This is a genomic window from Streptomyces sp. DSM 40868 (assembly GCF_011820545.1).
Classification (GTDB): Bacteria; Actinomycetota; Actinomycetes; order Streptomycetales; family Streptomycetaceae; genus Streptomyces; species Streptomyces eurythermus.
The window spans coordinates 8,890,681-8,913,030 of record NZ_CP050504.1; the positions used below are offsets into that span (position 1 = coordinate 8,890,681).

Here is a 22,350-nt window from a genome sequence, read left to right on the forward strand (position 1 = left end):
CCCGAGAAGCCTGGGCCTGTGACCCGGAAAACGCCACGCGCGCCATCGCAGGGCCCTCACCGGCCGGACAGCGAAGGGACGGGCGACCGGATCCTTGGCCGATGTCATGGTTCTCTCCTGGTCGGCGTCACCCCGGCCAAGGGCGCCTCCTCGGGCCGTCGGCTCCGGTCCCGGTGGTCCAGCAGGGCCAGCAGCGGGGCCGTCATCACCGTGGTCACCAGGGCGACGATCACGAGGACGCCGAAGAGCGCGGGGGACGCGATGCCCGCGGACAGGCCCACGTTGATGGCGATGAGCTGCATCAGACCCCGTGCGTTCATCAGCGTGCCGACGCGGACGGCGACGGCCTGCGGCTCACCCAGCAGCCGCGCCGTGGCCCAGCAGGCACCGAACTTGCTGATGATCGCCACCGCGACACAGACCCCCGTGAACAACAGCAGCTTGCCGTCGGACAGCAGGGTGAAGTCCGTGTTGAGCCCGGAGTAGGCGAAGAACAGGGGCAGGAACACGATCCGGCTCACCGGCGCGACGGCCTCCACCGCGCGGGTCACCACCGGGTCACGGGGGAAGACGACACCGAGGCTGAAGGCGCCGAACACGGCGTACAGGCCGATGCGGTCGGTGTACCACGCGGCGAGGAACAGCAGCAGAACGGTGACCAGCAGCATCTGTTCCCCGCTCAGGCGCCGGGCCCGTTCGAGAGCGCTGGGCCGTACGCGGAGGAAGATCCCGAGGAACACGGCGAGCCCGGCCGTGCCGATGATCGCGCGCAGGAAGGTCCCCGCACCACTGCCCGCCATGCTGAGCACCCCGGCCAGCAGGACCCACGCGACGGCGTCGTCCAGCGCGCCGGCGGCCAGGGAGACCGCACCGAAGCGGGTCTTCGTCAGGCCCCGCTCGGTGATGATCCGGGCCATCATCGGGAAGGCGGTGATGGCCACGGTGACACCGACGAACAGCGCGCCCACCGAGGGGGAGATCCCGTCCGGGTAGAGGTCCACCGCGTCGTGCGCCGCCCAGGCCAGTGCGGTGCCCAGGAGGAGCGGCACGACGATGCCGGCCGCCGAGACGGGAACCGCCGTACGGCCCACCGACCGCAGCCGGTCGGTGCGGAACTCGTAACCGGACAGGAACATGAAGACGACGAGGCCGACCTGCCCCGCCACGTACAGCACGGGACGGATCTCGTCCGGGAACACGGCCTCCTCCAGACCGGGCGAGAGGAGGCCGAGCACGGAGGGACCGAGGGCCACGCCGGCGACCATCTCGCCGACGACGGGTGGCTGGCCGAGCGGGCGCAGCAGCCGGCTGACGAGGCGGCACGCGGTGAGGATGACGGCCACGGCGAGGAAGAACGCCGGGCCCAACTCGGTGGTCGACAACGGTGACTCCTTGACGAGGAGACGTATGGGGGGTGTTGCCGCCGTCAGGCACCGCGGCCGGTGAACGGGCAGGCGGCAGTGGCCTGTTCGGGCCCCGCCGTGTGGCCGGGCGGGGCGTGGGGGCCGTCCAGCGGACGCCCCTCGGTGTCGTACCGGGCGAAGTACGTCGCGGCGGGCCTGGTGCGGCGGGCGTCGAGCACCATCCAGGTGCCGAAGAGCAGTTGCAGCAGGCTGCGTCCGACGTCCTCGGCGCGGTCGCGGACGGTCAGCGCCGTGCGCAGGACGTGGCGCAGACGGTCGGGCACCGGCCGGTCCCGGGGAAGGAGCAGGCACGGAGCGCGGTGCGGGATGGAGCGGGTGTGGCCGACGGGGGAGTCGAGCACGTACCGGGCCAGCACCTCGCGGGTCGCGGCACGCATGACGACCGGTGCGAGACGCCAGGCGGGGCAGGGCCGGTTGGCGGCGACACCGAAGGGGATGTGGTGGGCGTTCCTCGCGGAGAGCGTCGACCAGCGTTCGGGATCGAAGCGTTCGGGGTCGGCGTAGCCGGTGGCGTGGTAGTCGGGGTAGCTGAAGGTCAGGACGGAGCCCGCCGGGATCGTGGGCAGGCCGTCGAGGGTGATGTCCGCGGTGGTGATCCGGTGGGCCACTCCGAACAGCGGGTAGAGACGGAAGGTCTCGTTCATGACCTGGGTCAGGTAGCGGTCGTCGTCGGGGGCGGCCGCCACCCGCTCCTGTACGTCCGGGTGCTGGGCCAGGGCCAGCAGGAGGTGGGCCATCGCCTCGGACATCTGCACGACGGCGGTGTTGAAGAAGGTGCCCTGGAGGTAGTGGGCCTGCTGCCGGCGGGTCAGTCCGGCGGGCAGCGCGTGCGGTACGTCCCCGGCCGCCAGGCGCCGCAGCAGGTAGCGGGTGAGCCGGTTCCTGCGGCGCATGCGGCGTGGACGGGTGCATTTGAGGGCGTTGACGACGTCCTCGGCGTGGGCGACGATCAGCCGCCGGGCCTCGGCCGGGCAGGGCTCTTCGAAGACCAGCCCGTAGAAGAACTCGGCCCACACCGGCATCATCAGATCGCGCAGCCGTACGGCGCGCACGCGGCCCGTGTCCGCCGCGTCCAGGACCTGCCGGGTGTGCCGTGCGGCGGCTTCGTACAGCTCCGCCGACGGTCCGGAGAGGAGCGCGAGCGTCCGGCGGGCGACCTCGTCGTAGCGGGGTCCGGCCTCCAGGTGTTCCTGGTGGACGTCGGCGCCGGGCGCCAGCCAGTACCAGAACAAGTCGGACAGTGCCGCGCCCTTGCTGCGGCCCCCGGCGGACGGGTGGCCGTAGACCTCCTGGAAACGGTCGGGGCCGAACGTGTCGTTGGGGAGGAGCATGCCTTCGTCGCCGTTGACGCGGGCGAAGACCTTCGTGCGGAGGGCGACGACCTTGCCGGGCAGCCAGGACGGGGACGACAGCAGCAGTGCCCCGCCCGCCGCCAGCGCCACCGCGGTTCTCCTGCTCACCATGGACGCCCTCCCCTCCGGGGCCGGTACGGAAGGCCGCGCGGGGTTCCCTGCCCGGCCGTGGGACCGTACGGCGGGTACGGCAGCCCGCGCGGGACGACCTGGTCGGCCGTCAGGTCCTGCGGCCGGTGCCCGCCGCACAGGGCGAGCACCTGCTCGAAGTCATCGCGCAACGCCGTCAGCGCCTGCCGTACGCCGTCCTCGCCGCCCGTGGCCAGGGCCCACAGCACGGGCCGGCCCACACCGACGGCTCGGGCTCCGAGGGTGAGGGCCAGGGCGATGTCGGTGCCCCGGCGCACTCCCCCGTCCAGCAGGACGGGCACCCGTCCGGCGACGGCCTCGGCCACGGCCGGGAGCGCCTCGACCGATGCCGGAGCGGCATCGAGCTGCCGCCCCCCGTGATTGGACACGACCAACGCGTCCACGCCCCGGTCGACGGCCACACGCGCGTCCTCGGGGTGCAGCACGCCCTTGAGGACGAGGGGCAGGTCGGTCAGCTCGCGCAGCCGTGCCAGGTCGTCCCAGCCGGCCGGCCACATGGCGATGTCGCGGGTGGCGCCGGGTGGCACACCGGGCAGGTCCCGCATGTTCTCGGCCGCGAGACCGGGCGGCAGGTCGTGGAAACCGTTGCGCAGGTCCCGGGTGCGCCTGCCGAAGACGGGTGAGTCGACGGTGACGACCAGGGCGGAGCAGCCTGCCCGTTCGGCCCGGAGCACCAGCTCGGCGGTGACCTCGGGCTCCGGCTGCAGATACAGCTGGAACCAGACCACCGCCCCCGGGTCCGCCTCGCGGGCCGCGGCGACGACATCCGCGACGGCGGTGGTGGCCGCCATGCCGGTGACCAGCGGAACGCCGGCCGCGGCGGCGGCGCGTGCGGTGGCCGGTTCGCCGTCGGAGTGGGCGAGGCGGTGGAAGGCGGTGGGCGAGACGAAGAGCGGCGCCGGCCAGTCCCGGCCCAGCACGCTCACCCGGGTGTCCCGGTCGCCACCGCCGCGCAGCACCCGGGGGAGCAGGGCCAGCCGGCCGAAGGCGTCCTCGTTCTCCCTGAGCGCCGTCTCCTCGCCCGCGCCGCCGGCGAAGTAGTCGTAGTGCTCGGGACGGAGTTTCGCGCGCGCCGACCCGGCCGGATCGTGCGGCGGGCCGGCCTGCGAGCCGGTCATGCCCGGGGCGCGGCGATGTCCTCGCCGGCCGGGAGGTCGTCCCCGGCGGACAGCCGGGACGCGAGGAAGGAGCGCAGCGGGCCGACATGGACGTCGGGGTTGTCCCACTCGTTCTCCAGGTTCTCCGTGATGTGGTGCTCGGCGACCGGCTTGCCGGTGCCGTCGGGCAGGAACTGCCGCACCACGGGGTGCAGGTAGCGTGCGTCGAGGCCGCTGGTGTCCTGCTGGGGTGTCCTGCTGACGGTGATGTCGAAGGGATCGACCTGGTCGTGGTCGGCGCCGTACTCCAGCGTGACGGTGAAGTAGGAGGCCGGCTCGCCGAACTCGCCGCGGGCGGCTGCATGGTGCAGGTGTGCCACCGGGATCTCCTCGCAGTGGCGGACCGTCCCGTCGGTGCCGACCAGCAGCGCGTCACCGAGGAAGCCGAACAGTTGCCACAGGGCCGAGGTCCGGTTGACCCGCTCGATGACCGCGTCGGCCACGGGGCCCGCGGCGGCGGGCAGGACGGTGTGCGGCCAGTCCCGGTCGTGGTAGCGGCGTTCGAGGATGCGGTGCAGAGCCTTCACGCCGTACCGGAACCCGTGGATGAATCCGCTGGTCGACTTCTTGAAGTCCAGGGACTGGGTGATGGTGCCGGCGAAATACAGATCGGGCACGTTCACGGATTCCCAGGCGTCGGTGAGCTGCGGGAAGCGGTCCTTGATGACGAGGTCGGGACGGCAGTCGTCGTCGAAGATCGAGGCGTCGAAGCGGAATCCGGTGGCCAGGATGACCCGGTCGTACGGGATGTCCTTCACCACTTCCGCGACGCGTGAGAATTTAACACTCACGACATAGGTGCCGTCGGGATTCCGTGCTATACGGAGAATGTCGCCGTCCAGTACGGCGTTCTGGGACTTGAGCTGATAGGTGTCCAGGAAGTTGTTGTTCACGGCCCGCAGATGCCCGACGAAATGCGTCCGCCAGGCGAGCTTGAGCGATCCGGGTCCGGCTACGTGGATGACGGCCGCGGTCTCGATGAGATGGTCTGCGGTCTCGAAGGCGGAATTGCCCCGCCCGATGATCAGTACCCGCTTGTCGGTGAATTCGGCGGGATCGACGGACACCTGGTCGTAGTGCTCCGCTTCCGCGGCGCCCTCGATGGGCGGCACGTACGGCCGCGAGACACCGGTGGCGACGATGACGCGCCGGGCCCGGACAACGTTGCCATTCTCGTCGGTCGCCTCGAAGAGGCCGCCGTCGGGCCGGGAGACGCGGGCGATACGGGTGTTGTGGCGGATGCGCAACTCGTGTGTCCGGGCGAAGTCCCCGAGGTAGCGGACCATGTCGTCGGCCGGGGGGAAATAGCGTGGGGAGTAAGCGGTGAACAGCGGACCCTCGTCCGAGAGCAAGGAGTTCCAGTCGACGCGCAGACGCATCTCGGGATCGCTCCAACCGGTGTGCACCTTATTGGAGGAAATAAGGGTCCGGTGTCTGGGGAAGCGGGTGAAGAAAGCGCCAGGAGCGTCGCTCTCTTCCACGATGAGATAGTCTCTGCCGCTCTTTTGGAGGAAGTACCCGGCCTGGAGTCCTGCGGGGCCGGCGCCGATGACGAGATAGTCAACCTGTCCTGAATCAGACACGGCCTTCTCCTGCCTTCCGTGGGGGCGGGAAAGACGGTACTTGACGGTTAAAGCATGGAGCCACCCCCCGTGACATGTGATCTAGGTCACATGATACTGGGGGTGGCGCATTTCCTTCTTCGGCTAACGTGAAGGTGATGGGCGGTCCGAAGTGTCGAACGCGCCGCCCGTGGTCGTTTTCCAGTCATTCACACTGCCTTTTCGTCGGTTACCGGCCCAGAGTGGAGACGAAGTGGACGAAAAGCCCGGGGGAGTCTTTCCGCAAGCGCTCGTCGACGCCTTCCGCGACGCTCCCGGCCTGCCCGCTTTCGAGTACCGGGGGCGCGCGGTCACCCGGGGGCAGGTGCTCGTGCTGATCGCCGGGTTCGTGAGAGGCCTGCGCGGTGCGGGCCTGACCGCCGGATCCCGGGTGGTTCTCGACACCGGCGTCACGCCCGAGGCGTTCGCCGTCCGCGTCGCCGCCCATGTCGTCGGCTGCCAGGTGGTGGCGCTGCGCCCCGGGCTGACCCGCGAGCACCTGCGCGACATCCTCGCCCGCGGAATCAGCGCCGTGGTGACGGACGACGCCGCGAGCCGGCCGGCGCTGGCCGCCGAAGCGGGCGGGATACCGCTGCTGGACACCGGCGGGCTGGTACGGCCCTCGGCACCCGTCACGCCCGGCCCCGAGGACCTCACCGCCCGGGGCGACCGCGACGGCATCGGCGTCATCCACCTCACCAGCGGCAGCACCGGCCGGCCCAAGGGCACGATGGTGACCTACGGCGCCCTGTCGGAGGACTGGTCCCTGCAACCCGGCCGCTGGACCGACCGCACCCGGCGCCTCGCGGCACGGTACGCGCGCTTCCTGCTCTTCGGCACGCTCAGCAGCGCCGTCATGTTCGAGCACATGTGTCTGTCGCTGCTGGGCGGAGGCACCGCCGTCATCCCGGACCAGCCCCCGCGGTTCCCCGAGGTCTTCGCCGAGCACCGCATCAGCGCCTGCATGACGACGGTGCCGCGCCTGTACGGCATCCTCGATGCCGTCCGTGACAGGGCCGTCGACACCAGCAGCCTGCGCGCCCTCGTCGTGGCGGGCTCCCCGCTCGCCCCGCACCGGCTGACCGAGGCGGCCGCGCTGCTCGGACCGGTGGTCCACCACGCCTACGGCCAGACGGAGACGGGCATGCTGACCGTCCTCGAACCCGAGGAACTCGCAGCCGATCCCGGCCTCGCCGACAGCGTCGGGCGCCCACTGGACACCGTCGAGATGACCGTGCGGGATCCCGGTGGACGAGACCTCCCCGCCGGCCGGACGGGCGAGGTGTGGGTCCGGCTGTCGGACGCGTTCTGCGGCTACTGGGAGGACCCCCGGGAGACCGCGGAGGTCCTGCGGGACGGCTGGGTCCGCACCCGGGATCTCGGCCGGCTCGACGCGCGGGGGTACCTGCGGTTGTCCGGGCGCACGCGCGACATCGTCATCGTCAACGCCGTCGTCCACTACGCGGGCCCCATAGAGCGGGTCCTGGCCTCCCACCCGGACATCGACCAGGCGTACGTCGTCGGAGTCCCGGACGACCGCACCGGCGAGGCGATCCACGCCTTCGTGATCCCGCACCCCGGGGCCGTACCGGCCCCGGACGACCTGCGCGAACTGGTGGCCCGGGAACTGGGGGAGGCCGCCGCCCCGGCCCGTGTCGTCACCATCACCGAGGTGCCCGTGGCCCCGAGCGGCAAACCGGACAAGGCGGCACTGCGTACCTTGCCGGAGCCTCGCTGACCGGACGCGGTTCACCTGGACGTGTCCCGGCGGCCGTCCCTCACACCCGGTGCCCGATGTGTGCGGGGGCAGGGAACGGAAACTCCGATGCGTCGGTTACCGTGGCTCTGCGAACATCCGTGCATGACGCACGGTCTCGCAGCACTGGTCATCCGGCACACGCACCGCGTTCCCTTCCCCAGGGGATCTGCCGGTGAAGGCGCCGCCGCCGCACGGCAGTTCGACGCGGCGTTGATGTCCGTCGGCTTCAAACTCTCGGCGCAACTGCTGGAGCGGCTCTCCGGAATGTCCGAGCCCGCCGTCGTGCACACCGCCAAGCGGGTGCTGCGCACCGTGAGCGAGATGGCGGGAGACCACGTCAGGCACAACGCGTACTTCATCGACTTCCCGGCGAACGTGCCGGACACCGAGGAATTCTGGACGCGGTGCCTGGTGGCGGCCCTCGGCGACGAAGGGGCGCGCGAGAACGTACGGAGCCAACTGGCGGACGGGGCACTGGACTTGCTCAGTCTGCCCGCTTACGGCCGCTACCAGCACACCTACGAGGAAATGCTCGCGGCACAGGACGAACTGGTCGCCTCGGCGGGCGACCGGGTGACCGTGCTGCACCTCGGACGGGACCTGGACGACGAACTCACCGACCTGTACCTGGCCTTGGCGGGCAGCCCGACGCCACTGGCCGAGGAGCACCTGAGCGACCTCGAGACCCTCGCCGAGCGGTGCGCTCACGGCCCCCAGCCGGAGTCGATCCCGGTCCGGGAGAACCGGGCGGTCGTCAACGCGGCCCGTCTCACCGCCGGCACCGACCTCCTGCTGGACACCGTCGTCGACGTGCTGCGACTTGCCTGCGCCCTCTCGGGCGGCGACGTGACGCTGCGGGAACCGACCCGGTTCCGCGCGCTGCCGCGGGCGGTCCGCCGTGCGCTGCTCGCGGGCCTTGACGCCGTGGTCGCGGCGAACCCCGCCAAGCTGGCCGACGTACCCGCCTACCGCGAGCAGTTCAAACGGCTGGGCGAGCGTCTGCACCCGCACGAGTACCCGCGCTGGCCGCACGCGGCCGAGGTGTTCGCCGTGGCACGGGGCGACAAGGAGGCGCGCTCCTTCGACAGCCGTGCCGGGCAACTGCTCGCCGCGTCCGATGTCATGGGTGCCGTGCGTCTGCTGTCGTCCGCGCCCGGCAAGCTGTTCCGGGCGCTGGACGTCCTGCTGCGGGTCGCCGACGGCCAGGACGAGCGTGACGCCGTGGTGGACGCCGCGGTGCGGGCCGCTCCCGAGGTCTCCGGCCGGGTCGTGCTCGCGGTCCGTGAGCACTTCCTCAACCGGGAGCGGGAGAGCGGCAGGCCCCGCATCTTCGTCGACCGCCGGGGCCGCGGGTGGGTCACTCCCGACACGCGGCCCCCGGTTCCGGCCGCCGACCGAGACCGTCTGATCGCCGCTCTCGACACCGAGATACGCCGCAGACTCCCCGCGCCCGGCCGGCTGCTGCTGGACCCCGACATCCTCGACGTGGCGCTCCCGCTCAGCGGCAGGGCGGCCCCGGCCGGGCTCGGCGTGCTGCCGCGCGGTACGGTCGCGGCGGTCGACGGCGAGCGGCTGCGCTTCTTCGTGTACTGGAAACAGACCGAGAGGCGAACCGACTACGACCTCTCGGCCCTGCTGCTCAACCCCGACTACAGCACCGACTCCTGGCTCTCGTACACCTCCCTCGGCGCGGTCGGAGGCCGGCACTCGGGCGATGTCACCGAGGCACCCGACGGGGCCTCGGAGTTCATCGACCTGACCCTGGACCAGGTGCGGGCGACCTTCATCGCCCCACAGGTCAACATCTTCGCCGGCGAAGGTTTCGAGGAGGTCGCGGAGTCCTTCTTCGGCTTCATGCTGCGTGAGGGGGAGCAGAAGGGCCGGCCGTTCGAGCCGCGAACGGTGCGGATGAAGTCGGAGCTGCGTGGGGCGGGCCGGGTGGCGCTGCCCCTGGTGTTCCGGCGCGAGGACGACGGCCGGTGGCAGGCGAAGTGGCTGCACCTGTACCTGCGGGGCATCTCGTCGGCCAACCGGGTCGAGGAGAACCAGGCGTCGGTGTCCACGGTGGTGCGCGCCGTCGTGGAGCGCGAGTACCTGACGGTGCGCCACCTCGTCGGCCTGATGTCCGACGGCGTCACGGCAGTCGACCTGTGGGACGGGGGACCGGTCCCGGACGAGCCCGTCACCTACATCGGTCTCGAACGTCCCGAGCATCTGCACCCGGACTCCCGCGTCATCACCGTCGAAAATCTACGCGACCTGATCCCCGGCTGAGTGCTAGCGTTGCCCGTGGCGAGGCCATGAAAGGGCTTCCTTCTCCCTTCTTCACCTGAACAAGTCTTTTCGCTTTCCTCGCCTTCACGTCGCTCCGGGCGGCGCCCGCGCTCACCGCGCGTGCGCCGCCCGGAGTCGTTGCCCCACCGGCACGCAACGCGTGCGCTGCCGCACCGGCCGGGCCGGGACATGCGGTTCGGCCCTGAGGACCTTGATTCTCCCGTCGCGACACACATGCCGCGAAGGTGACGGCGAAGTACCATCCCTGCTCTCGGCAGCAGAATCCGACAGAAGGCGCACAATATGCCCAGAGCAAGCCGACCCGACATCAAGGAATGGGCCGAGCAGGCACACCGGACCACCGTCGGTGTAGCGGACATGCTGGGAGTACCCACCGAGGCTTATGCCCGTGACCCCATGAGTCTCGTCCCGGCCCTTCAGGGCTGGGTCTCGCGGGCGCCGCTCGATGAATTCGGGCACCCCGACTGGCTGGCGCTGCACGAGGACCTGCTGTGTTGCCTCTCCGACTTCCTGATTCAGCGGCACGGCGCACATTGGCAGGTGGAACGCGACTCCGCCACATCCACCGGATACCGTTACGTCATCGAGGCGACGGGGGCCGATGGGCGGACACGCCGGCTCGACCCGGCCGGGATCGTCAGGAGGGAAATCGCCGCCCTCCCGATCGAAATCACACGCATGCTGGCTACCGCGGAACTCGAACTACGCCTCACCCCCCAGCCGGTTGAGGACACATAGGGTCCTCCATCACGGGTGGCCCGCTGACAATCGGCAGCTGTGCGGCAGCGCCCCCGCAGCACGGCCGCGGCCCGGAACGCCCGGCGAACCGTGCGGCGAGGAGTCGTCGAGGCCGACTCGGTGTCCGAGTCGCACACCGCGCAACTAAGCTGGCTAGTCTGTGGTGTTGGCAAGCCACACTCTGCAACCTGCACAGTGCGGGCTGCAGTCTGCGTGTCATGGGAGTGCCGTGGCACACGTCAGCACGCTGCTGCCAGGCAGAAGGGGAGAGGTAACCGGCGTGAGTGAACGGAAGTCCGCCCCGGCCCTGCCGGCCGTTCGTCCCGGGCGTGCGCCCGAGTCCCTCCTCTCCCGAGCCCCGCGTCAGCCGCAACCCAGAAGTCACGATTCCACTTACGAAGGACACACGGAATAGCGATGACATCAAAGCCCATTGACACCAGTCGGCCCCACCCGGCGCGCATGTATGACTACTACCTTGGCGGCAAGGACAGTTACCCGGTCGACGAGGAGGCAGCGGAGAGGGTCATATCGTTCCTGCCGGCCATCAGGGCCGCCGCCCGCACCAACAGGAGCTTCATGAACCGGGCTGCGCGACTGTTGGCCGAACGAGGTGTGACCCAGTTCCTGGACATCGGAACCGGCATCCCGACCGAGCCCAACCTTCACCAGGTCGTACAAGCGGTCAATCCGCAAGCACGTGTGGTTTACGTCGACAATGACCCCATCGTTCTCCGCCATGCGGAGGCGCTCCTCCGGAGCACGCCCGAGGGGGCGACGAAGTACATCGAGGCGGACGTCCGCGAGCCCGAGAAGATCATCGAAAGTGCCAAGGAGATCCTCGACTTCGAGGAACCTGTCGCTCTCTCGCTCGTGGCCCTCCTGCATTTCGTCTCCGACGAGTACCGACCCTACGAACTCGTCGACAACCTCCTTGCCCCGCTCTCCTCCGGCAGCTTCCTCATGCTGTCGCATGTGACGGGAGACTTCGATCCTGCCGGGTGGGCCAAGGCCGTCGACATCTACCGGAAGAGCGGAGTGCCCGCGCAAGTACGCTCACGAGACGAAGTCGCCCGGTTCTTCACGGGCCTTGACCTGATCGAACCGGGGGTACAGGTCGTCACCAACTGGCACCCGGAGCCTGACCAGGAGTTCGCCGACGAACAGGTGCCCCTCTACGTCGGCGTGGCGCAGAAACCGTAGGCGCCCGGTGGTGTGGTGGCGCTGTTCGTCCGCGGCTTGACCAAGCACCGTCAGGTGTCGATACGGCCGGCACATGACCGGCTGCTGGACGGTGAGGGCGTTCGTGAACGCCGAGGGCATGCACGGCAACCCCGCCCTGGTGGTGGCCGAACCGGAAGGAGCTTCGGTCACCGCCGCCACCCCCTGTCGGCCACCGTCGGGGCGCTGCACAGCATCGGCCGCGTTCCGCGCGAGCTGATCCCCGACGCCGGGCCGGTGCCGTGCCGCAGGGACGCCGACGGCACGGTCTGGCTGACCGCGCCCGAAGCGTGGTCGAAGCCCTGGCGCCACTACCAGATGGCCGACGCGACCGAGATCGACGCGCTGACCGGCCTGCCGGACGGCGAGGACTTCACCCAGGTGTGGGCCTGGGAGGACGAGGCCGCCGGTCGTGTACGCGCCCGATTGTGGGCACCCGGGATCGGCAGGGCGAGGACGAGGCGTGCGGCAGCGCCTCCATGCTGCCGACCCGGAAACTGGGCTGCGGCCTGGAAGTGCTGCACGGCCGCCACCGCGCCGTCATTCGCACCCGGCCCGTGAACGAGACCCACGTGGAGCTGGGTGGCCGCTGCGCGATCGACCAGCCCGCGGCACACGTTCGCGACGCGGTGGCCGCGCTCTACGCCGACAGATGAGGCACGAGGAGGTCGGGCGTGAGACCGGCGAGACCCGCGACTCCGGTCAAGGCCATGGCCAACTCTGTCTCCCTGCGCAGCGCCCGCACCCCCTCCCGCCCGCCGACGGCCAGACCCCACACGTACGGGCGGCCGACCGCGACGGCCGTGGCACCGAGGGCGATCGCCTTGACCACATCCGTGCCCCGGCGTCCCCCCCGTCCAGGACAACGGAAACCCGGCCGTCCACCCGCGCGACGACCGACGGCAGCACGTCGAGGGCCGGCCGGGCGGTGCCCAGGTTGCACCCGCCGTGGTTGGAGATCCACACGCCGAGGCCACGCTCGGCGGCCTGCCCGGCGTCGTCCGCCCGCTGGATGCGAAAGCCCGTTGCCCGGGAACAGGGCGATGAACGCTGTCCGGCTGCCGGCGGCGAACATGGCGGCGAACACCCCGCTGGCGAGCAGGATCCCCACGGTGAACCCGATCCCCTTGTCGCCTGAGCAGATCATCGTGGCCGTGCCCGCCGTCCACCGGCGGGTGGGCCGGTGAAGGCGGGTGGCCAAGCTGGTCAGCGGTCGTCGGCCGTCGGTGGCCTCCCCCCCCGTGCGTTGGAGGCCACCGACAGCGTCACGTTCTCAGCGGTTGGTCCACAGGTTCCACTTCCAGGGCCACATGTTGCCCTCGGCGCACTGGTAGCGGTCCCAGTGCCCACGGTCGATGCCCTGCTGGCCGGCCGTCTGGCAGCCGCTCAAGGTCATGTACTTGCCGCGGTGGATGTCGAGGCTGTCGGCCGCCTGGACAGCGGCCACCCGGTGGGACGCCGTGCCGGGGACCGCGACGGCGGGAGCCGCGGACGCCAGACCGAGACCGGTCACCGCGATGGCCGCGAAGGCGGACAGTGTGGTGCGCACACGCATGATGAACATCCTTTCGGTTGGGGTGTGAAGTCGGTCCGTGCGGCATCCGCCGGCACGGCCCCGACCACCGGCACGCTCACCCTCGGGGGTGATCCGCCGAGCCGGTATGCCGAGTTTGCGCAGGAAGCTGCACCTTCACAACCAGATCCCGTTTGCTTCACCGATGTCGGGATAAATAAAGTCCTGACCTGCTGGGACATGCCTGTCCCGGGACAAGGGTCAGTCGGCGGGACGCTGTTGCCCCGCCCTTCAGGAAGGCCCCGATCGATGACCGGCCAACAATCAGACCGGGGTGCGGCAGCACGGAGGCTGGGGGACGCGCTGCGGAGCCTGCAGCAGCAGTCGGGGCGTACGCTCCGCAGCCTGGAGGCGCAGGTCCGTATCAGCGACTCGTCGCTCTCCCGTTACTTCCGCGGCGAAACCGTGCCGGCCTGGAGCGTGGTGAGGGACCTGTGCCGGGCATTGGGCGCGGACCCGGCCGAGTACCGCGCGCTGTGGGAGTCAGCCGACCGGAACCGGCCCGACGTGCCGGCCGGCACCTACACCGCCGACGCTGCCGGCGCTGCCGGTCCGTCTTCCCCTTCCCGTCCTGCCTGGTGGCGTCGGCTGCGTGGAGCCCTGTCCAGTCGTGGCGGCATCGCCGTGGCCGCTGCCGCCGGGGGTGCGCTCGCAGCGGCACTGCTGTTCGCGCTGCCCCTGCGCGGTGCCTCCGATGCGGCGCACAGCGCCGAGGGGAGCCCGGGTGAAAGCGGCAACGCCGGTGTTCTCGTCCACAACGTCGAGAAGAAATGCCAGGAACCCCGTACGCACGAATGCGCGCTGTCCCTCGCCTACAACCCCTACCGCCCCTACGTGACCTCCAACTCCGCCGACCGTGTCTGGCACCACGACCTGCTCCAGGCACGCTGCACCATCGCCAACGGCGTCACCGTCACCGACGAGAACCACAAACACACCAGCATCTGGATCCAGGTCACGCGGCACGGAAAGCACCTGTGGCTTCCCGGGATCCGCGTCCGCCCGAACGACCTGAACCAGCTCACCACCATCCTGCCCACCTGCTCTCCCTGAAGGCTGACCCGTGAGTGGACTCGGGTCTGCGGACTGACTTGCTTGACCGCTGGTCGGCCGACGAGGGTGAGGTCACGCACGCGGGCGATGCCGAGCATGGCGTGGTGGACGCCATCGGCTGTCAGGCGGCAGTCGCGGAGGAACGCCAAGGTCTTCATACGGACGAAGGTGTGCTCGACACGTGCCCGGACCCTGCGAGGGAATGCCGGAGCGGGCTGGCGCAGCGTCAGGTCGGTCCGCCGGCACGCGGCCACCGGCAGCACCCGGTCCTCCAGCGGCAGGTTCCTCGGCGCGCGACAGGCCCGTCCCGGCCGTCAGGGCCCCGGGATGAAGGCAGTGTTGATACCCATCGCGGCAACACCCTCGCGCACAGAGCGGTCGAACTGTCTGATCGCCGCTACCAAGACCTCCCAGGTGACGGGAGCGGTCCAGACGTCCGGCGTGAGGATGGAGCCGACCCGCCAGCCCTCGACGGAGTTCACGATGCGGATCAGTCCCTCCTCCGCCTGCATCGAATCGAGCTGGAAGTCCTCTTGAGCGGCAGTCGGCCTCCGCAGCCAGAGTGCCAAGTCGTACGCCAGCTCGGCCACGGGGAACGCCTCTTGGGACCACACCGCCCGCCCCTGTTCCCAGATGGAGAGCTCCGCCTCGACGTCGAGGAGAAGCACTTCCAGGGGAGCCTCTTGCGGGGTGAGCCCACGCCGTGGCAGATCCGACAGTCCGAAGTCCCGGCAGACGAACCGCACCGCACGGCCTCCACGTGATCCGAGGCCCTCGGCTCGTCCAGGACCACCCAAATGCAAAGAACCCTACTCGAGGGAGAAGCCGTCCAGCAGAGCGGGGTTCATCGCGGGTTCTCGGCTTTCGTACAGCTGTTCCCGGACGGGGCCGAAGGCTTGACGCCGTGAGCCGGAGCCGGTGGGCAGGGCATTCGCCGCCGGTCGCGTGCCGGGTTATGGACCTGTGCGCCGAACCTTGTTTGGCCCTGGTGGCCGGGCCAACGGCGGGACAGAGTGGGGTCCGACGATCATCCGAGGAGGTCCCGTTGAGTGTTCCGTCCGATCCCGGCGTGCGAGCGGTGGTGGCGTGACCGTGCGATTCCGGCATGCCGACGCGGTCCGGGCCGCGTATCCCGAACTGTCCGCCGGCGCGCTGTATGCCGCCGGCGTCGGTGCCCCGGCCGACACCGGTCCGGCCGCCGCCGTGTACAGCGCGCGGGCCGTGGCGCGGCTGGCCGGGGCCGCGGAGGGTGAGTTTCCCGAGGTGCTGGGCTGGCGGCGGGCCTTCAGCCGGATGGGGGTGAAGCCGACGCAGGTGCGGTCGGCCTCGGAGTCGTTGCTGCGCCGGCTGCGCAAGGAGGGCGGGCTGCCGCGCATCCATCCGCTGGTGGACCTGTGCAACGCGGTCTCGGTGGCGTACGCGGTGCCGGTCGCGGTGCTCGACGTCGACCGGATCAGCGGGCCGCTGCTGGAGGTCCGGCCGGCGCGGGGCGACGAGACGTACACGCGTTTCGGCGGCGGGGACGAGTGTCCCGCGCCCGGCGAGGTGACCTTCGTCGACTCGGCGGGCCGGGCCCACGCCCGCCGCTGGACCCACCGGCAGAGCGGGCACTCGGCGGTCGGCGCGGGCACCGGGCGGGTGCTGGTGGTGACGGAGGCGATGCACGACGGCGGCGCGGACACCGTGGCGGAGGTGCTGAAGACGCTCAAGGAGGAGGTGGCGGCACACTGGACGGCCACCACGACGACGGCCCTGCTCACGCCGGAAGCCCCGGAGTTCGTCTTCGGGGCCTGACCGGTCGCCGTCGGGGCGGGCCGGGGCGCGTGGCAGCATGAGCGGCGTGGACGAGGGGCGGGACACGGTGAACGGGGCGGCGCGCGGATCCGATTTCCTCCAGTTGGCCGTCGCCGACGTGCCCGCCGGCGGCAAGGCGGAGTGGCTGGCCGGGCGGCTGCGGGCGGCGATAGCGGACGGCCGGCTGCCGGTGGGCGGTCGGCTGCCGCCGACCCGGGTGCTCGCGGCCGAACTGCGGGTGTCCCGTGGCGTGGTCACGGAGGCGTACCGGCGCCTCGCCGAGGACGGCCAGGTGACGGGCCGCCGCCGCGCCGGCACGGTCGTCGTCGCCGCCCCGTTCACCAACACCGCACCGCCGGGCCCGGGGGCCGGGTCCGGGGTGGGGGACACCGGTGGGCATGCCGACGGGCCGGGGGCAAGGGGTGCCGACGGGCCGGGAGAGGATGACGCCGGTCGGCACGCCGACGGCCTCGACGTGGGCAGCGCCGGAGGGCACGCCCACCCGCCGGGCACGGGAGGCGCCGACGGGCCGCAGGCGCAAAACGCCGAAGGGCACGTCGAAGGGGCGGGCGCAGGCGATACCGACGGGCCGGCGGTGGATGCCGTCGGAGGGCACCCCGGCCCGCTGGGTACGAGTGGCGCCGACAGGCTTGGGCACGACGTCACGCGCGGCGACCGGCCCGGCAGGGCCCCGGACCGATGCCCTGCCGGGCCGATCCACGGCGCGCCCGTGCACCGAGGCCCGGTGCCCATCGACGGTGTACCCGCGCGCCCAGGACCGCCCGGACCGTTCCACGGCGCACCCGAGCACCGAGGCCCCGCCGGGCCGAACCGTGGCACCCCCGCGTACCGGAGCCCGGCCAGGCCCATCAACGGTGCACCCGAGTACGGGAACCCCGCCGAGCCGATCCACGGCGCACCCGCACACCGAAGCCCCGCCGGAGCACCCGACGACACCCCCGCCGCCCCCGACCCGGCCGGGCTGTTCGGCGGGGTGCCCGGGAGCGGTGTTTTCGACGCGTTGCGGGCCGCCCCGGCCGTCGTCGACTTCACGCCCGGGCGGCCCGATCTCACCGTCTTTCCGCGGGCGGCCTGGCTGCGGGCCGAGCGCGCGGTGCTCGCCGAGTCGGCCGCCGACCACCTGGGCTACGGCGATCCGCGCGGCGCGCCCCGGCTGCGGCGGGCCGTCGCCGACTGGCTGGCGCGGATGCGCGGCGTACGGGTGGACCCGGAGTCCGTGCTGATCGTCGCGGGCACCGCGCAGGCGCTCACCCTGCTCCACCCGGTGCTGCGGGCGGACGGTGTCGACGCGGTCGCGGTGGAGGACCCCGGCTCGCTGGGGGCCCGCCAGCACCTGGCGAACGGGGGCCTGGCGACCCCGCCGGTGCCGGTCGACGAGGACGGCGTACGGGTCGACGCGCTGTGGGCGACCGGTGCCCGGGCCGTCCTGCTCACACCCGCCCACCAGTTCCCCACCGGCGTGGTCACCAGCGGTGAACGCCGGCGCGAGCTGCTGGAGTGGGCGCGGGCGGGCGGGCTGATCCTGGAGGACGACTACGACGCCGAGCACCGCTACGACCGGCCCCCGGTCCCCGCCCTGCGCGCCCTCCTCGCCGACCGGGTCTGCTATCTGGGCAGCGCCTCGAAGCTGCTCGCGCCGGCGCTGAGGATCGGCTGGCTGGTGGCACCGGCCCGGTACCGCTCCGCGCTGGTAGACGCCAAGCGCTTCAACGACCTGGGCAACGCGGTGCTGCCGCAGCTGGTGCTCGCCCGGCTGATGGAGTCCGGGGAACTGGAGCGACACCTCCGGCTGGTGCGCGGGCGCCACCGCAGACGGCGCGACGCGATGATCACCGCGCTGGCCGGGCAGTTGCCGGGCGCGGTGGTGCACGGTGCGGCGGCGGGGCTGCACCTGACGGTCACGTACCCCGGGACCGTACCGGACACCGAGTTCGCGGCGGCGGCGCTGGCGCACGGTGTGAAGTGCCACCCGCTGTCCTGGCACCGTCAGTCCTCCGGGCCGCCCGGTCTGGTGCTGGGCTACGCGTCCGGCTCGCCGGGCGTCATCGCCGACGGCGTGGCACGGCTCGGCAGGGCCCTGCGGTCACTGAGCCGACCAGTCCGTACGTAATCGGTGCCTCGCGGGTTGCGGACCGGATGACTCCCGCGTTCGGTGCCCTGGAGGCCGATGCGGCAACGCCTGGCAGGTACCCCAAGGGGTAACCGTCACGCGTCCTCGGCCACGGCGGACGCGGCGGCGTTGTAGCGGGTCAGCAGGGTGCGCAGGGTCCTGACCTCCTCGGGGGACCAGCCGGCGGTGCGGGCGTCGACCTCGCGGTACATCCGGGCGTCGGCGCGGGCGAGCAGTTCCCGGCCCCGGTCGCTGGGGCGCAGCAGCTGGACGCGGCGGTTGCCGGGGACGGGCTCGCGTACCAGTAGGCCGGCCCGTTCCAGGGCGGTGACCTGGCGGCTGATCGTGGACTTGTTGAGCCCGTAGAGCCCGACCAGGTCCCCGGCCCGGGCCCCGTCGCGTTCGGACAGCTCGGACAGCAGTGAATAGTCGACGAAGCTCAGGTCCGGGTGGAGCCGTTCGGCGTTGGCCCGGAAGCGCCGGGAGAGGGTGACCAGCTCCCGGACGAGCCCCGGGACCTCCGTGTCGTCGTCGGTCACGTGTGTTCGTCCTTCCCCATGGTTCCGGTACGCATGATCACACAGACGCATCGAGGTTGCGTTTTGGAACACCCTCGACCCGGCGGTACAGTGGATTCAGTTGCTATTTACAACTCACCGATCGTGCGGCCCCGTCCGAACCTCTCCTGGGGCAGTCGGACGAGATGTTCGCCGCACTTGGTCCCCTTATGCTCCGGATAGTCCGGAAGGGGCCAGGAGAGGCAGGCGAGAGTCATGCGAGCCGAGGACGTCGTCCGTGCACCGTCGACACCGCTGGATGCCCCGGCCTTCCCCGCGGGCCCGTACCGGTTCACCGACCGCGAGTACCTGAACATCACCTACCGCACGGACCCCGAGGCCCTGCGCCGGGTGGTGCCGGAGCCGCTGCGGGTGGCCGAACCGCTGGTCCGCTTCGAGGTCATGCGGATGCCCGACGTCACCGGACTGGGCGACTACACCGAGGCCGGCCAGCTCGCCGTCGTCGAGTACGAGGGCGAGGCGGGCGAGTACAGCATCTCGATGCACGTGGACAACTTCCCCGCCATCGCCAGCGGCCGGGAGATCGGTGCCTTCCCGAAGAAGGCCGGCCGCCCCCGGCTGTACGTCGACCAGGACACCCTGGTCGGCATCCTCGACCACGGCACGCTGCCGGTGGCCCGCGCCACGATGGGCTACAAGCACCGGCCGCTGAACACCGAGCAGGCCCGCGAGGAGCTGACCCGGCCGACGTTCATGCTCAAGAAGCTGCCCCACTACGACGGTTCGCCGCGCATCTGCGAACTCGTCCGGACACAGATCGCCGACATCGTGGTCAAGGGCGCCTGGAGCGGACCCGCTCGGCTCCAGCTCTTCGCCCACGCGCTGGCCCCGCTCGCGGACCTGCCGGTCCTGGAGGTCGTCTCCGCCGCCCACGTCCTGACCGACCTGACCCTGGGCCGCGCCCGGGTCGTCCACGACTACCTCGCCCGCTGACCGCTCCCGCGGGCCGGAGCCGGAGAAGCCGGCCCCGAGCAAGAGAAACCGAGAGGAGAAGGGCGCGCATGTCAGATCACGACAGCATCGCCGGAATCCGCACCGCCACCGTCGTCGGGGGAGGGGTGATCGGCGCCTCCTGGGCGGCGTTGTTCCTGGCCCGCGGGCTGTCCGTCACGGTCAGCGATCCCCAGCCCGGTATCGAGGAGGCCGTGCGCGGGCACATCGCGCAGGCCGCGCCCGCGCTCGGCGCGCTGGGACTGGACACCTCGGACCTCACCGCACGGCTCGCCTTCGTACCGGACCTGGCGGACGCGGTCCGCGCGGCGGACCTGGTGCAGGAGAACGGCCCTGAGCGGCTGGAGGTCAAGCACCGGATGTGGCGTGTCATCGAGGAGAACGCCCCCGCCGGCGCGCTGTTCGCCACCTCCACGTCCGGCATCCCCGCCACCGAGATCGCCACCGCCCTGAAGGACCCGGGACGACTGGTCGTGGGACACCCGTTCAACCCGCCGCACCTGGTGCCGCTGGTGGAGGTCGTGCCCGGCGAGCGGACCTCGCCCGAGACCACCGAACGCGCCCGCGCCTTCTACGAGGCCCTGGGCAAGCGTCCGCAGGTGCTGCGCAAGGAGGTGCCGGGGTTCGTCGCGAACCGGCTCCAGTCGGCGATCTTCCGGGAGTGCGTGTACCTGGTGAGCGAGGGGGTGGTCACCATGCGGGAGCTGGACGACATCGTCACCTCCTCCCTCGGGCAGCGCTGGGCGGTCGCCGGCCCCTTCCGCTCGTTCCACCTCGGCGGCGGCGAGGGCGGGCTGCCCCACTTCATGAGCCACCTCGGGGCCGGCATGGAGCGCCGCTGGGCCGACATGGCCGAGGAGCAGGTCGCGTTCGACGAGCGCACCCGGCGGCTGCTGACCGAGCAGGTGGAGGAGTTCGGCGGCTCCGTCGCCGACCTCGCCGCCGAACGCGACCGCCGGCAGATCGCCGTCATGCGCGCCCTCGGCGAGGGCTACGACGGCTGACCCGACCCACACCCGCACAGAGGCTGAACATGAGCACCGAAGACATCACCGCACGCATCCGGAAGGCCCTCGCCCACCCCCTCACCCACGAGGACGACGACTTCGACATCCACGAGGCCCTGCGCGAGGTGCTGGCCCCGGCCGGTCTGCGCCCCGAGGACAGCGGCGGAAAGATCACGTTCATCGGCAGCGACCCGGTCGTGCCGAGCATCATGCGCCTGGGCGCCGTCCCCGCCCTGGGGATGACGGCCAAGTCGGTCGCGCTGGCCGCCCTGTGGCGCCGGCGCGGCGGCGAGGGCCAGGACATCACCATGGACCTGCGCAAGGCCCCGCATCGGCTGTGCCCCTTCTACGACAAGAAGTGGGAGCTGCTCAACGGCTACCCCGGCGGCACCCCCTCGGATCCCGTCAACCCCCTCGGGTTCGACTTCTACCGGACCCGCGACGGGCGCTGGGTGATGCCGCTCAACCCCTACCCGAAGATCAAGAACGCCGTCTACAAGCTGCTGCGCACCTGGCCCGAGAAGCAGGCCGTCGCCGACGCCATCGCCCAGTGGGACGCCGCCGACCTGGAACGGGCCGGTGACGAGATCGGCGTGGTGATGCCGATGCTGCGCACCACGGAGGAGTTCCTGCGGGAACCGGCGTACGAGTACATCGCCCGTGAACCGCTCATCAGGATCGAGAAGATCGGCGACAGCGAGCCCGAGCCCCTGAGCGCCGGCGCCGACCAGCCGCTGTCCGGCGTGCGCGCCCTCGGCATGGGCCACATCATCGCCGGTGCCGGCGTCGGCCGGGACCTGGCCCAGCACGGCGCCGACGTGCTGAACATCTGGCGGCCCGACGAACTGGAGCACGACTCGACGTACAACAGCGCCAACGTCGGCGTACGTTCGGCCACCATCGATCCCTACGGCGCCGACGGCCGGGCGAGGATCCGTCACCTGCTGCGCGACGCCGACGTGTTCTACGCCAACCGCCGTCCCGGCTACCTGGAGAAGATCGGCCTGAGCGCGGAGGAGGCCGCGGCCGTCCGCCCCGGCATCATCCACTGCAGCTTCACCCTCGCCGGCGAGACCGGACCGTGGGCCCACCGGGTGGGCTTCGACCAGACCGCCGGCGCGCTCAGCGGCATCATGCTGATGGAGGGCGAGGACGGCGTCACGGCCGGCCCGACCAGCACCCCGGCCCTGCCGTACATCAGCGTCGTCAACGACTACGTCCTGTCCTGGCTGGCCACCACCGGCGCGCTCGCCGCGCTGATGCGGCGCGCCGAGGAGGGCGGCAGCTACCGCGTCACCCTCAACCTCACGCGGATCGCCACCTGGATCCTCAGCCTCGGTGTCTTCGACCGGAGTTACGCCCGGGAGACCGCACTCGCCCCGGACCCGGACTCTCCGCACGCCTACCTCGACCCGGACACCTTCACCGCCGACACCCCGTGCGGCCGCTACCAGGGCGTCACCGACCAGGTGATCATGTCCGGGACCCCGGGACGCTTCCGCACCGTCCTCGTGCCGCGCGGCAGCAGCGCCCCGGTCTGGCTGCCCCGGCCCAGCTGACCGGGCG

The 22,350-nt window shown here is 71.4% G+C and carries 20 protein-coding genes and 1 pseudogene; 12 read left to right on the forward strand and 9 right to left on the reverse strand.

What is annotated here, in order from left to right; genetic code table 11:
* Positions 1–104: 104 nt before the first annotated feature.
* From HB370_RS40000 to HB370_RS40015, 4 genes are read right to left on the reverse strand one after another with little or no spacing between them, the layout of a single operon-like run.
* Positions 105–1,382 (reverse strand): cation:proton antiporter, encoded by a 1,278-nt coding sequence (locus tag HB370_RS40000; protein ID WP_167513181.1) that lies wholly within the window; start codon positions 1,380–1,382, stop codon positions 105–107.
* 44 nt (positions 1,383–1,426) lie between these two features.
* Positions 1,427–2,887 carry a cytochrome P450 gene (locus HB370_RS40005; RefSeq protein ID WP_167513182.1) on the reverse strand — a complete coding sequence of 487 codons (1,461 nt, stop codon included), beginning with the start codon at positions 2,885–2,887 and terminating at the stop codon, positions 1,427–1,429.
* The gene (locus tag HB370_RS40010; RefSeq protein WP_167513183.1) at positions 2,881–4,044 is read right to left on the reverse strand and encodes an alpha-hydroxy acid oxidase; all 1,164 of its coding nucleotides are present in this window, start codon (positions 4,042–4,044) and stop codon (positions 2,881–2,883) included. The genes HB370_RS40005 and HB370_RS40010 overlap by 7 nt, the downstream gene beginning before the upstream one ends.
* On the reverse strand, positions 4,041–5,666 hold the full coding sequence (locus tag HB370_RS40015) for an NAD(P)-binding domain-containing protein (RefSeq protein WP_167513184.1): 1,626 nt from the start codon (positions 5,664–5,666) through the stop codon (positions 4,041–4,043). The genes HB370_RS40010 and HB370_RS40015 overlap by 4 nt, the downstream gene beginning before the upstream one ends.
* A 232-nt stretch (positions 5,667–5,898) precedes the next feature.
* On the opposite strand from HB370_RS40015, the gene HB370_RS40020 reads away from it, so the two are divergent.
* From HB370_RS40020 to HB370_RS40040, 5 genes are all read left to right on the forward strand, one after another.
* Positions 5,899–7,422: a fatty acid--CoA ligase family protein gene (locus HB370_RS40020; RefSeq protein WP_244405908.1), complete on the forward strand. Its 1,524-nt coding sequence runs from the start codon at positions 5,899–5,901 to the stop codon at positions 7,420–7,422.
* Between the two features lie 123 nt (positions 7,423–7,545).
* A complete protein-coding gene (locus HB370_RS40025) occupies positions 7,546–9,717 on the forward strand; it encodes a TerD family protein (protein ID WP_167513185.1) in 2,172 nt (723 codons plus the stop codon).
* Positions 9,718–10,020: 303 nt separating this feature from the next.
* Positions 10,021–10,476 carry a hypothetical protein gene (locus HB370_RS40030; protein ID WP_167513186.1) on the forward strand — a complete coding sequence of 152 codons (456 nt, stop codon included), beginning with the start codon at positions 10,021–10,023 and terminating at the stop codon, positions 10,474–10,476.
* Positions 10,477–10,893: 417 nt separating this feature from the next.
* Complete coding sequence (locus HB370_RS40035) at positions 10,894–11,679, forward strand: SAM-dependent methyltransferase (RefSeq protein ID WP_167513187.1); 786 nt, start codon at positions 10,894–10,896, stop codon at positions 11,677–11,679.
* A 446-nt stretch (positions 11,680–12,125) separates the two neighbouring features.
* Positions 12,126–12,353 carry a hypothetical protein gene (locus HB370_RS40040; protein ID WP_167513188.1) on the forward strand — a complete coding sequence of 76 codons (228 nt, stop codon included), beginning with the start codon at positions 12,126–12,128 and terminating at the stop codon, positions 12,351–12,353.
* Here HB370_RS40040 and HB370_RS42580 read toward each other — a convergent pair.
* Entirely contained in the window at positions 12,338–12,529 is a 192-nt protein-coding gene (locus HB370_RS42580; protein WP_280117784.1) for an alpha-hydroxy-acid oxidizing protein, read from the reverse strand. The two genes, HB370_RS40040 and HB370_RS42580, sit on opposite strands and share 16 nt — an antisense overlap.
* A gap of 211 nt (positions 12,530–12,740) precedes the next feature.
* On the opposite strand from HB370_RS42580, the gene HB370_RS40050 reads away from it, so the two are divergent.
* On the forward strand, positions 12,741–12,884 hold the full coding sequence (locus HB370_RS40050) for a hypothetical protein (protein ID WP_167513189.1): 144 nt from the start codon (positions 12,741–12,743) through the stop codon (positions 12,882–12,884).
* A gap of 86 nt (positions 12,885–12,970) precedes the next feature.
* On the opposite strand, the gene HB370_RS40055 is transcribed toward HB370_RS40050, so the two are convergent.
* On the reverse strand, positions 12,971–13,252 hold the full coding sequence (locus tag HB370_RS40055) for a hypothetical protein (RefSeq protein WP_167513190.1): 282 nt from the start codon (positions 13,250–13,252) through the stop codon (positions 12,971–12,973).
* A 267-nt stretch (positions 13,253–13,519) separates the two neighbouring features.
* On the opposite strand from HB370_RS40055, the gene HB370_RS40060 reads away from it, so the two are divergent.
* Positions 13,520–14,323, forward strand: coding sequence for a helix-turn-helix transcriptional regulator (locus HB370_RS40060; RefSeq protein ID WP_167513191.1), 804 nt, complete (start codon positions 13,520–13,522; stop codon positions 14,321–14,323).
* Between the two features lie 56 nt (positions 14,324–14,379).
* On the opposite strand, the pseudogene HB370_RS40065 reads toward HB370_RS40060, so the two are convergent.
* Together HB370_RS40065 and HB370_RS40070 are read right to left on the reverse strand one after the other, a co-directional pair.
* A pseudogene (locus tag HB370_RS40065) lies at positions 14,380–14,520 on the reverse strand (IS5/IS1182 family transposase); the annotation flags it as partial.
* 117 nt (positions 14,521–14,637) lie between these two features.
* Positions 14,638–15,069, reverse strand: a complete 432-nt coding sequence (locus HB370_RS40070) for a hypothetical protein (RefSeq protein ID WP_244405910.1) — start codon at positions 15,067–15,069, stop codon at positions 14,638–14,640.
* 340 nt (positions 15,070–15,409) lie between these two features.
* On the opposite strand from HB370_RS40070, the gene HB370_RS40075 reads away from it, so the two are divergent.
* Together HB370_RS40075 and HB370_RS42325 are read left to right on the forward strand one after the other, a co-directional pair.
* The gene (locus tag HB370_RS40075) at positions 15,410–16,117 is read left to right on the forward strand and encodes a phenylalanine--tRNA ligase beta subunit-related protein (protein ID WP_244405912.1); all 708 of its coding nucleotides are present in this window, start codon (positions 15,410–15,412) and stop codon (positions 16,115–16,117) included.
* 37 nt (positions 16,118–16,154) lie between these two features.
* Positions 16,155–18,248: an aminotransferase class I/II-fold pyridoxal phosphate-dependent enzyme gene (locus tag HB370_RS42325; RefSeq protein WP_244405914.1), complete on the forward strand. Its 2,094-nt coding sequence runs from the start codon at positions 16,155–16,157 to the stop codon at positions 18,246–18,248.
* A gap of 95 nt (positions 18,249–18,343) precedes the next feature.
* On the opposite strand, the gene HB370_RS40090 is transcribed toward HB370_RS42325, so the two are convergent.
* A complete protein-coding gene (locus HB370_RS40090) occupies positions 18,344–18,787 on the reverse strand; it encodes a MarR family transcriptional regulator (RefSeq protein ID WP_244405916.1) in 444 nt (147 codons plus the stop codon).
* Positions 18,788–19,021: 234 nt separating this feature from the next.
* Between HB370_RS40090 and HB370_RS40095 the strand changes: the two genes are divergently transcribed.
* From HB370_RS40095 to HB370_RS40105, 3 genes are all read left to right on the forward strand, one after another.
* Positions 19,022–19,759, forward strand: coding sequence for an acetoacetate decarboxylase (locus tag HB370_RS40095; protein ID WP_167513193.1), 738 nt, complete (start codon positions 19,022–19,024; stop codon positions 19,757–19,759).
* Positions 19,760–19,827: 68 nt separating this feature from the next.
* Complete coding sequence (locus HB370_RS40100) at positions 19,828–20,781, forward strand: 3-hydroxyacyl-CoA dehydrogenase NAD-binding domain-containing protein (RefSeq protein ID WP_167513194.1); 954 nt, start codon at positions 19,828–19,830, stop codon at positions 20,779–20,781.
* Positions 20,782–20,810: 29 nt separating this feature from the next.
* Complete coding sequence (locus HB370_RS40105; RefSeq protein WP_167513195.1) at positions 20,811–22,343, forward strand: CoA transferase; 1,533 nt, start codon at positions 20,811–20,813, stop codon at positions 22,341–22,343.
* The last annotated feature ends 7 nt before the right edge of the window (positions 22,344–22,350 follow it).

Coding starts and splice junctions, on each gene's coding strand:
- HB370_RS40005 (WP_167513182.1), bottom strand. CDS start 2,887: ATGGTGAGCAGGAGAACCGCGGTGGCGCTGGCGGCGGGCGGGGCACTG.
- HB370_RS40050 (WP_167513189.1), top strand. CDS start 12,741: ATGAACGCTGTCCGGCTGCCGGCGGCGAACATGGCGGCGAACACCCCG.
- HB370_RS40025 (WP_167513185.1), top strand. CDS start 7,546: ATGACGCACGGTCTCGCAGCACTGGTCATCCGGCACACGCACCGCGTT.
- HB370_RS40100 (WP_167513194.1), top strand. CDS start 19,828: ATGTCAGATCACGACAGCATCGCCGGAATCCGCACCGCCACCGTCGTC.
- HB370_RS40095 (WP_167513193.1), top strand. CDS start 19,022: ATGCGAGCCGAGGACGTCGTCCGTGCACCGTCGACACCGCTGGATGCC.
- HB370_RS40030 (WP_167513186.1), top strand. CDS start 10,021: ATGCCCAGAGCAAGCCGACCCGACATCAAGGAATGGGCCGAGCAGGCA.
- HB370_RS40105 (WP_167513195.1), top strand. CDS start 20,811: ATGAGCACCGAAGACATCACCGCACGCATCCGGAAGGCCCTCGCCCAC.
- HB370_RS40010 (WP_167513183.1), bottom strand. CDS start 4,044: ATGACCGGCTCGCAGGCCGGCCCGCCGCACGATCCGGCCGGGTCGGCG.
- HB370_RS42325 (WP_244405914.1), top strand. CDS start 16,155: ATGAGCGGCGTGGACGAGGGGCGGGACACGGTGAACGGGGCGGCGCGC.
- HB370_RS40060 (WP_167513191.1), top strand. CDS start 13,520: ATGACCGGCCAACAATCAGACCGGGGTGCGGCAGCACGGAGGCTGGGG.
- HB370_RS40055 (WP_167513190.1), bottom strand. CDS start 13,252: ATGCGTGTGCGCACCACACTGTCCGCCTTCGCGGCCATCGCGGTGACC.
- HB370_RS40035 (WP_167513187.1), top strand. CDS start 10,894: ATGACATCAAAGCCCATTGACACCAGTCGGCCCCACCCGGCGCGCATG.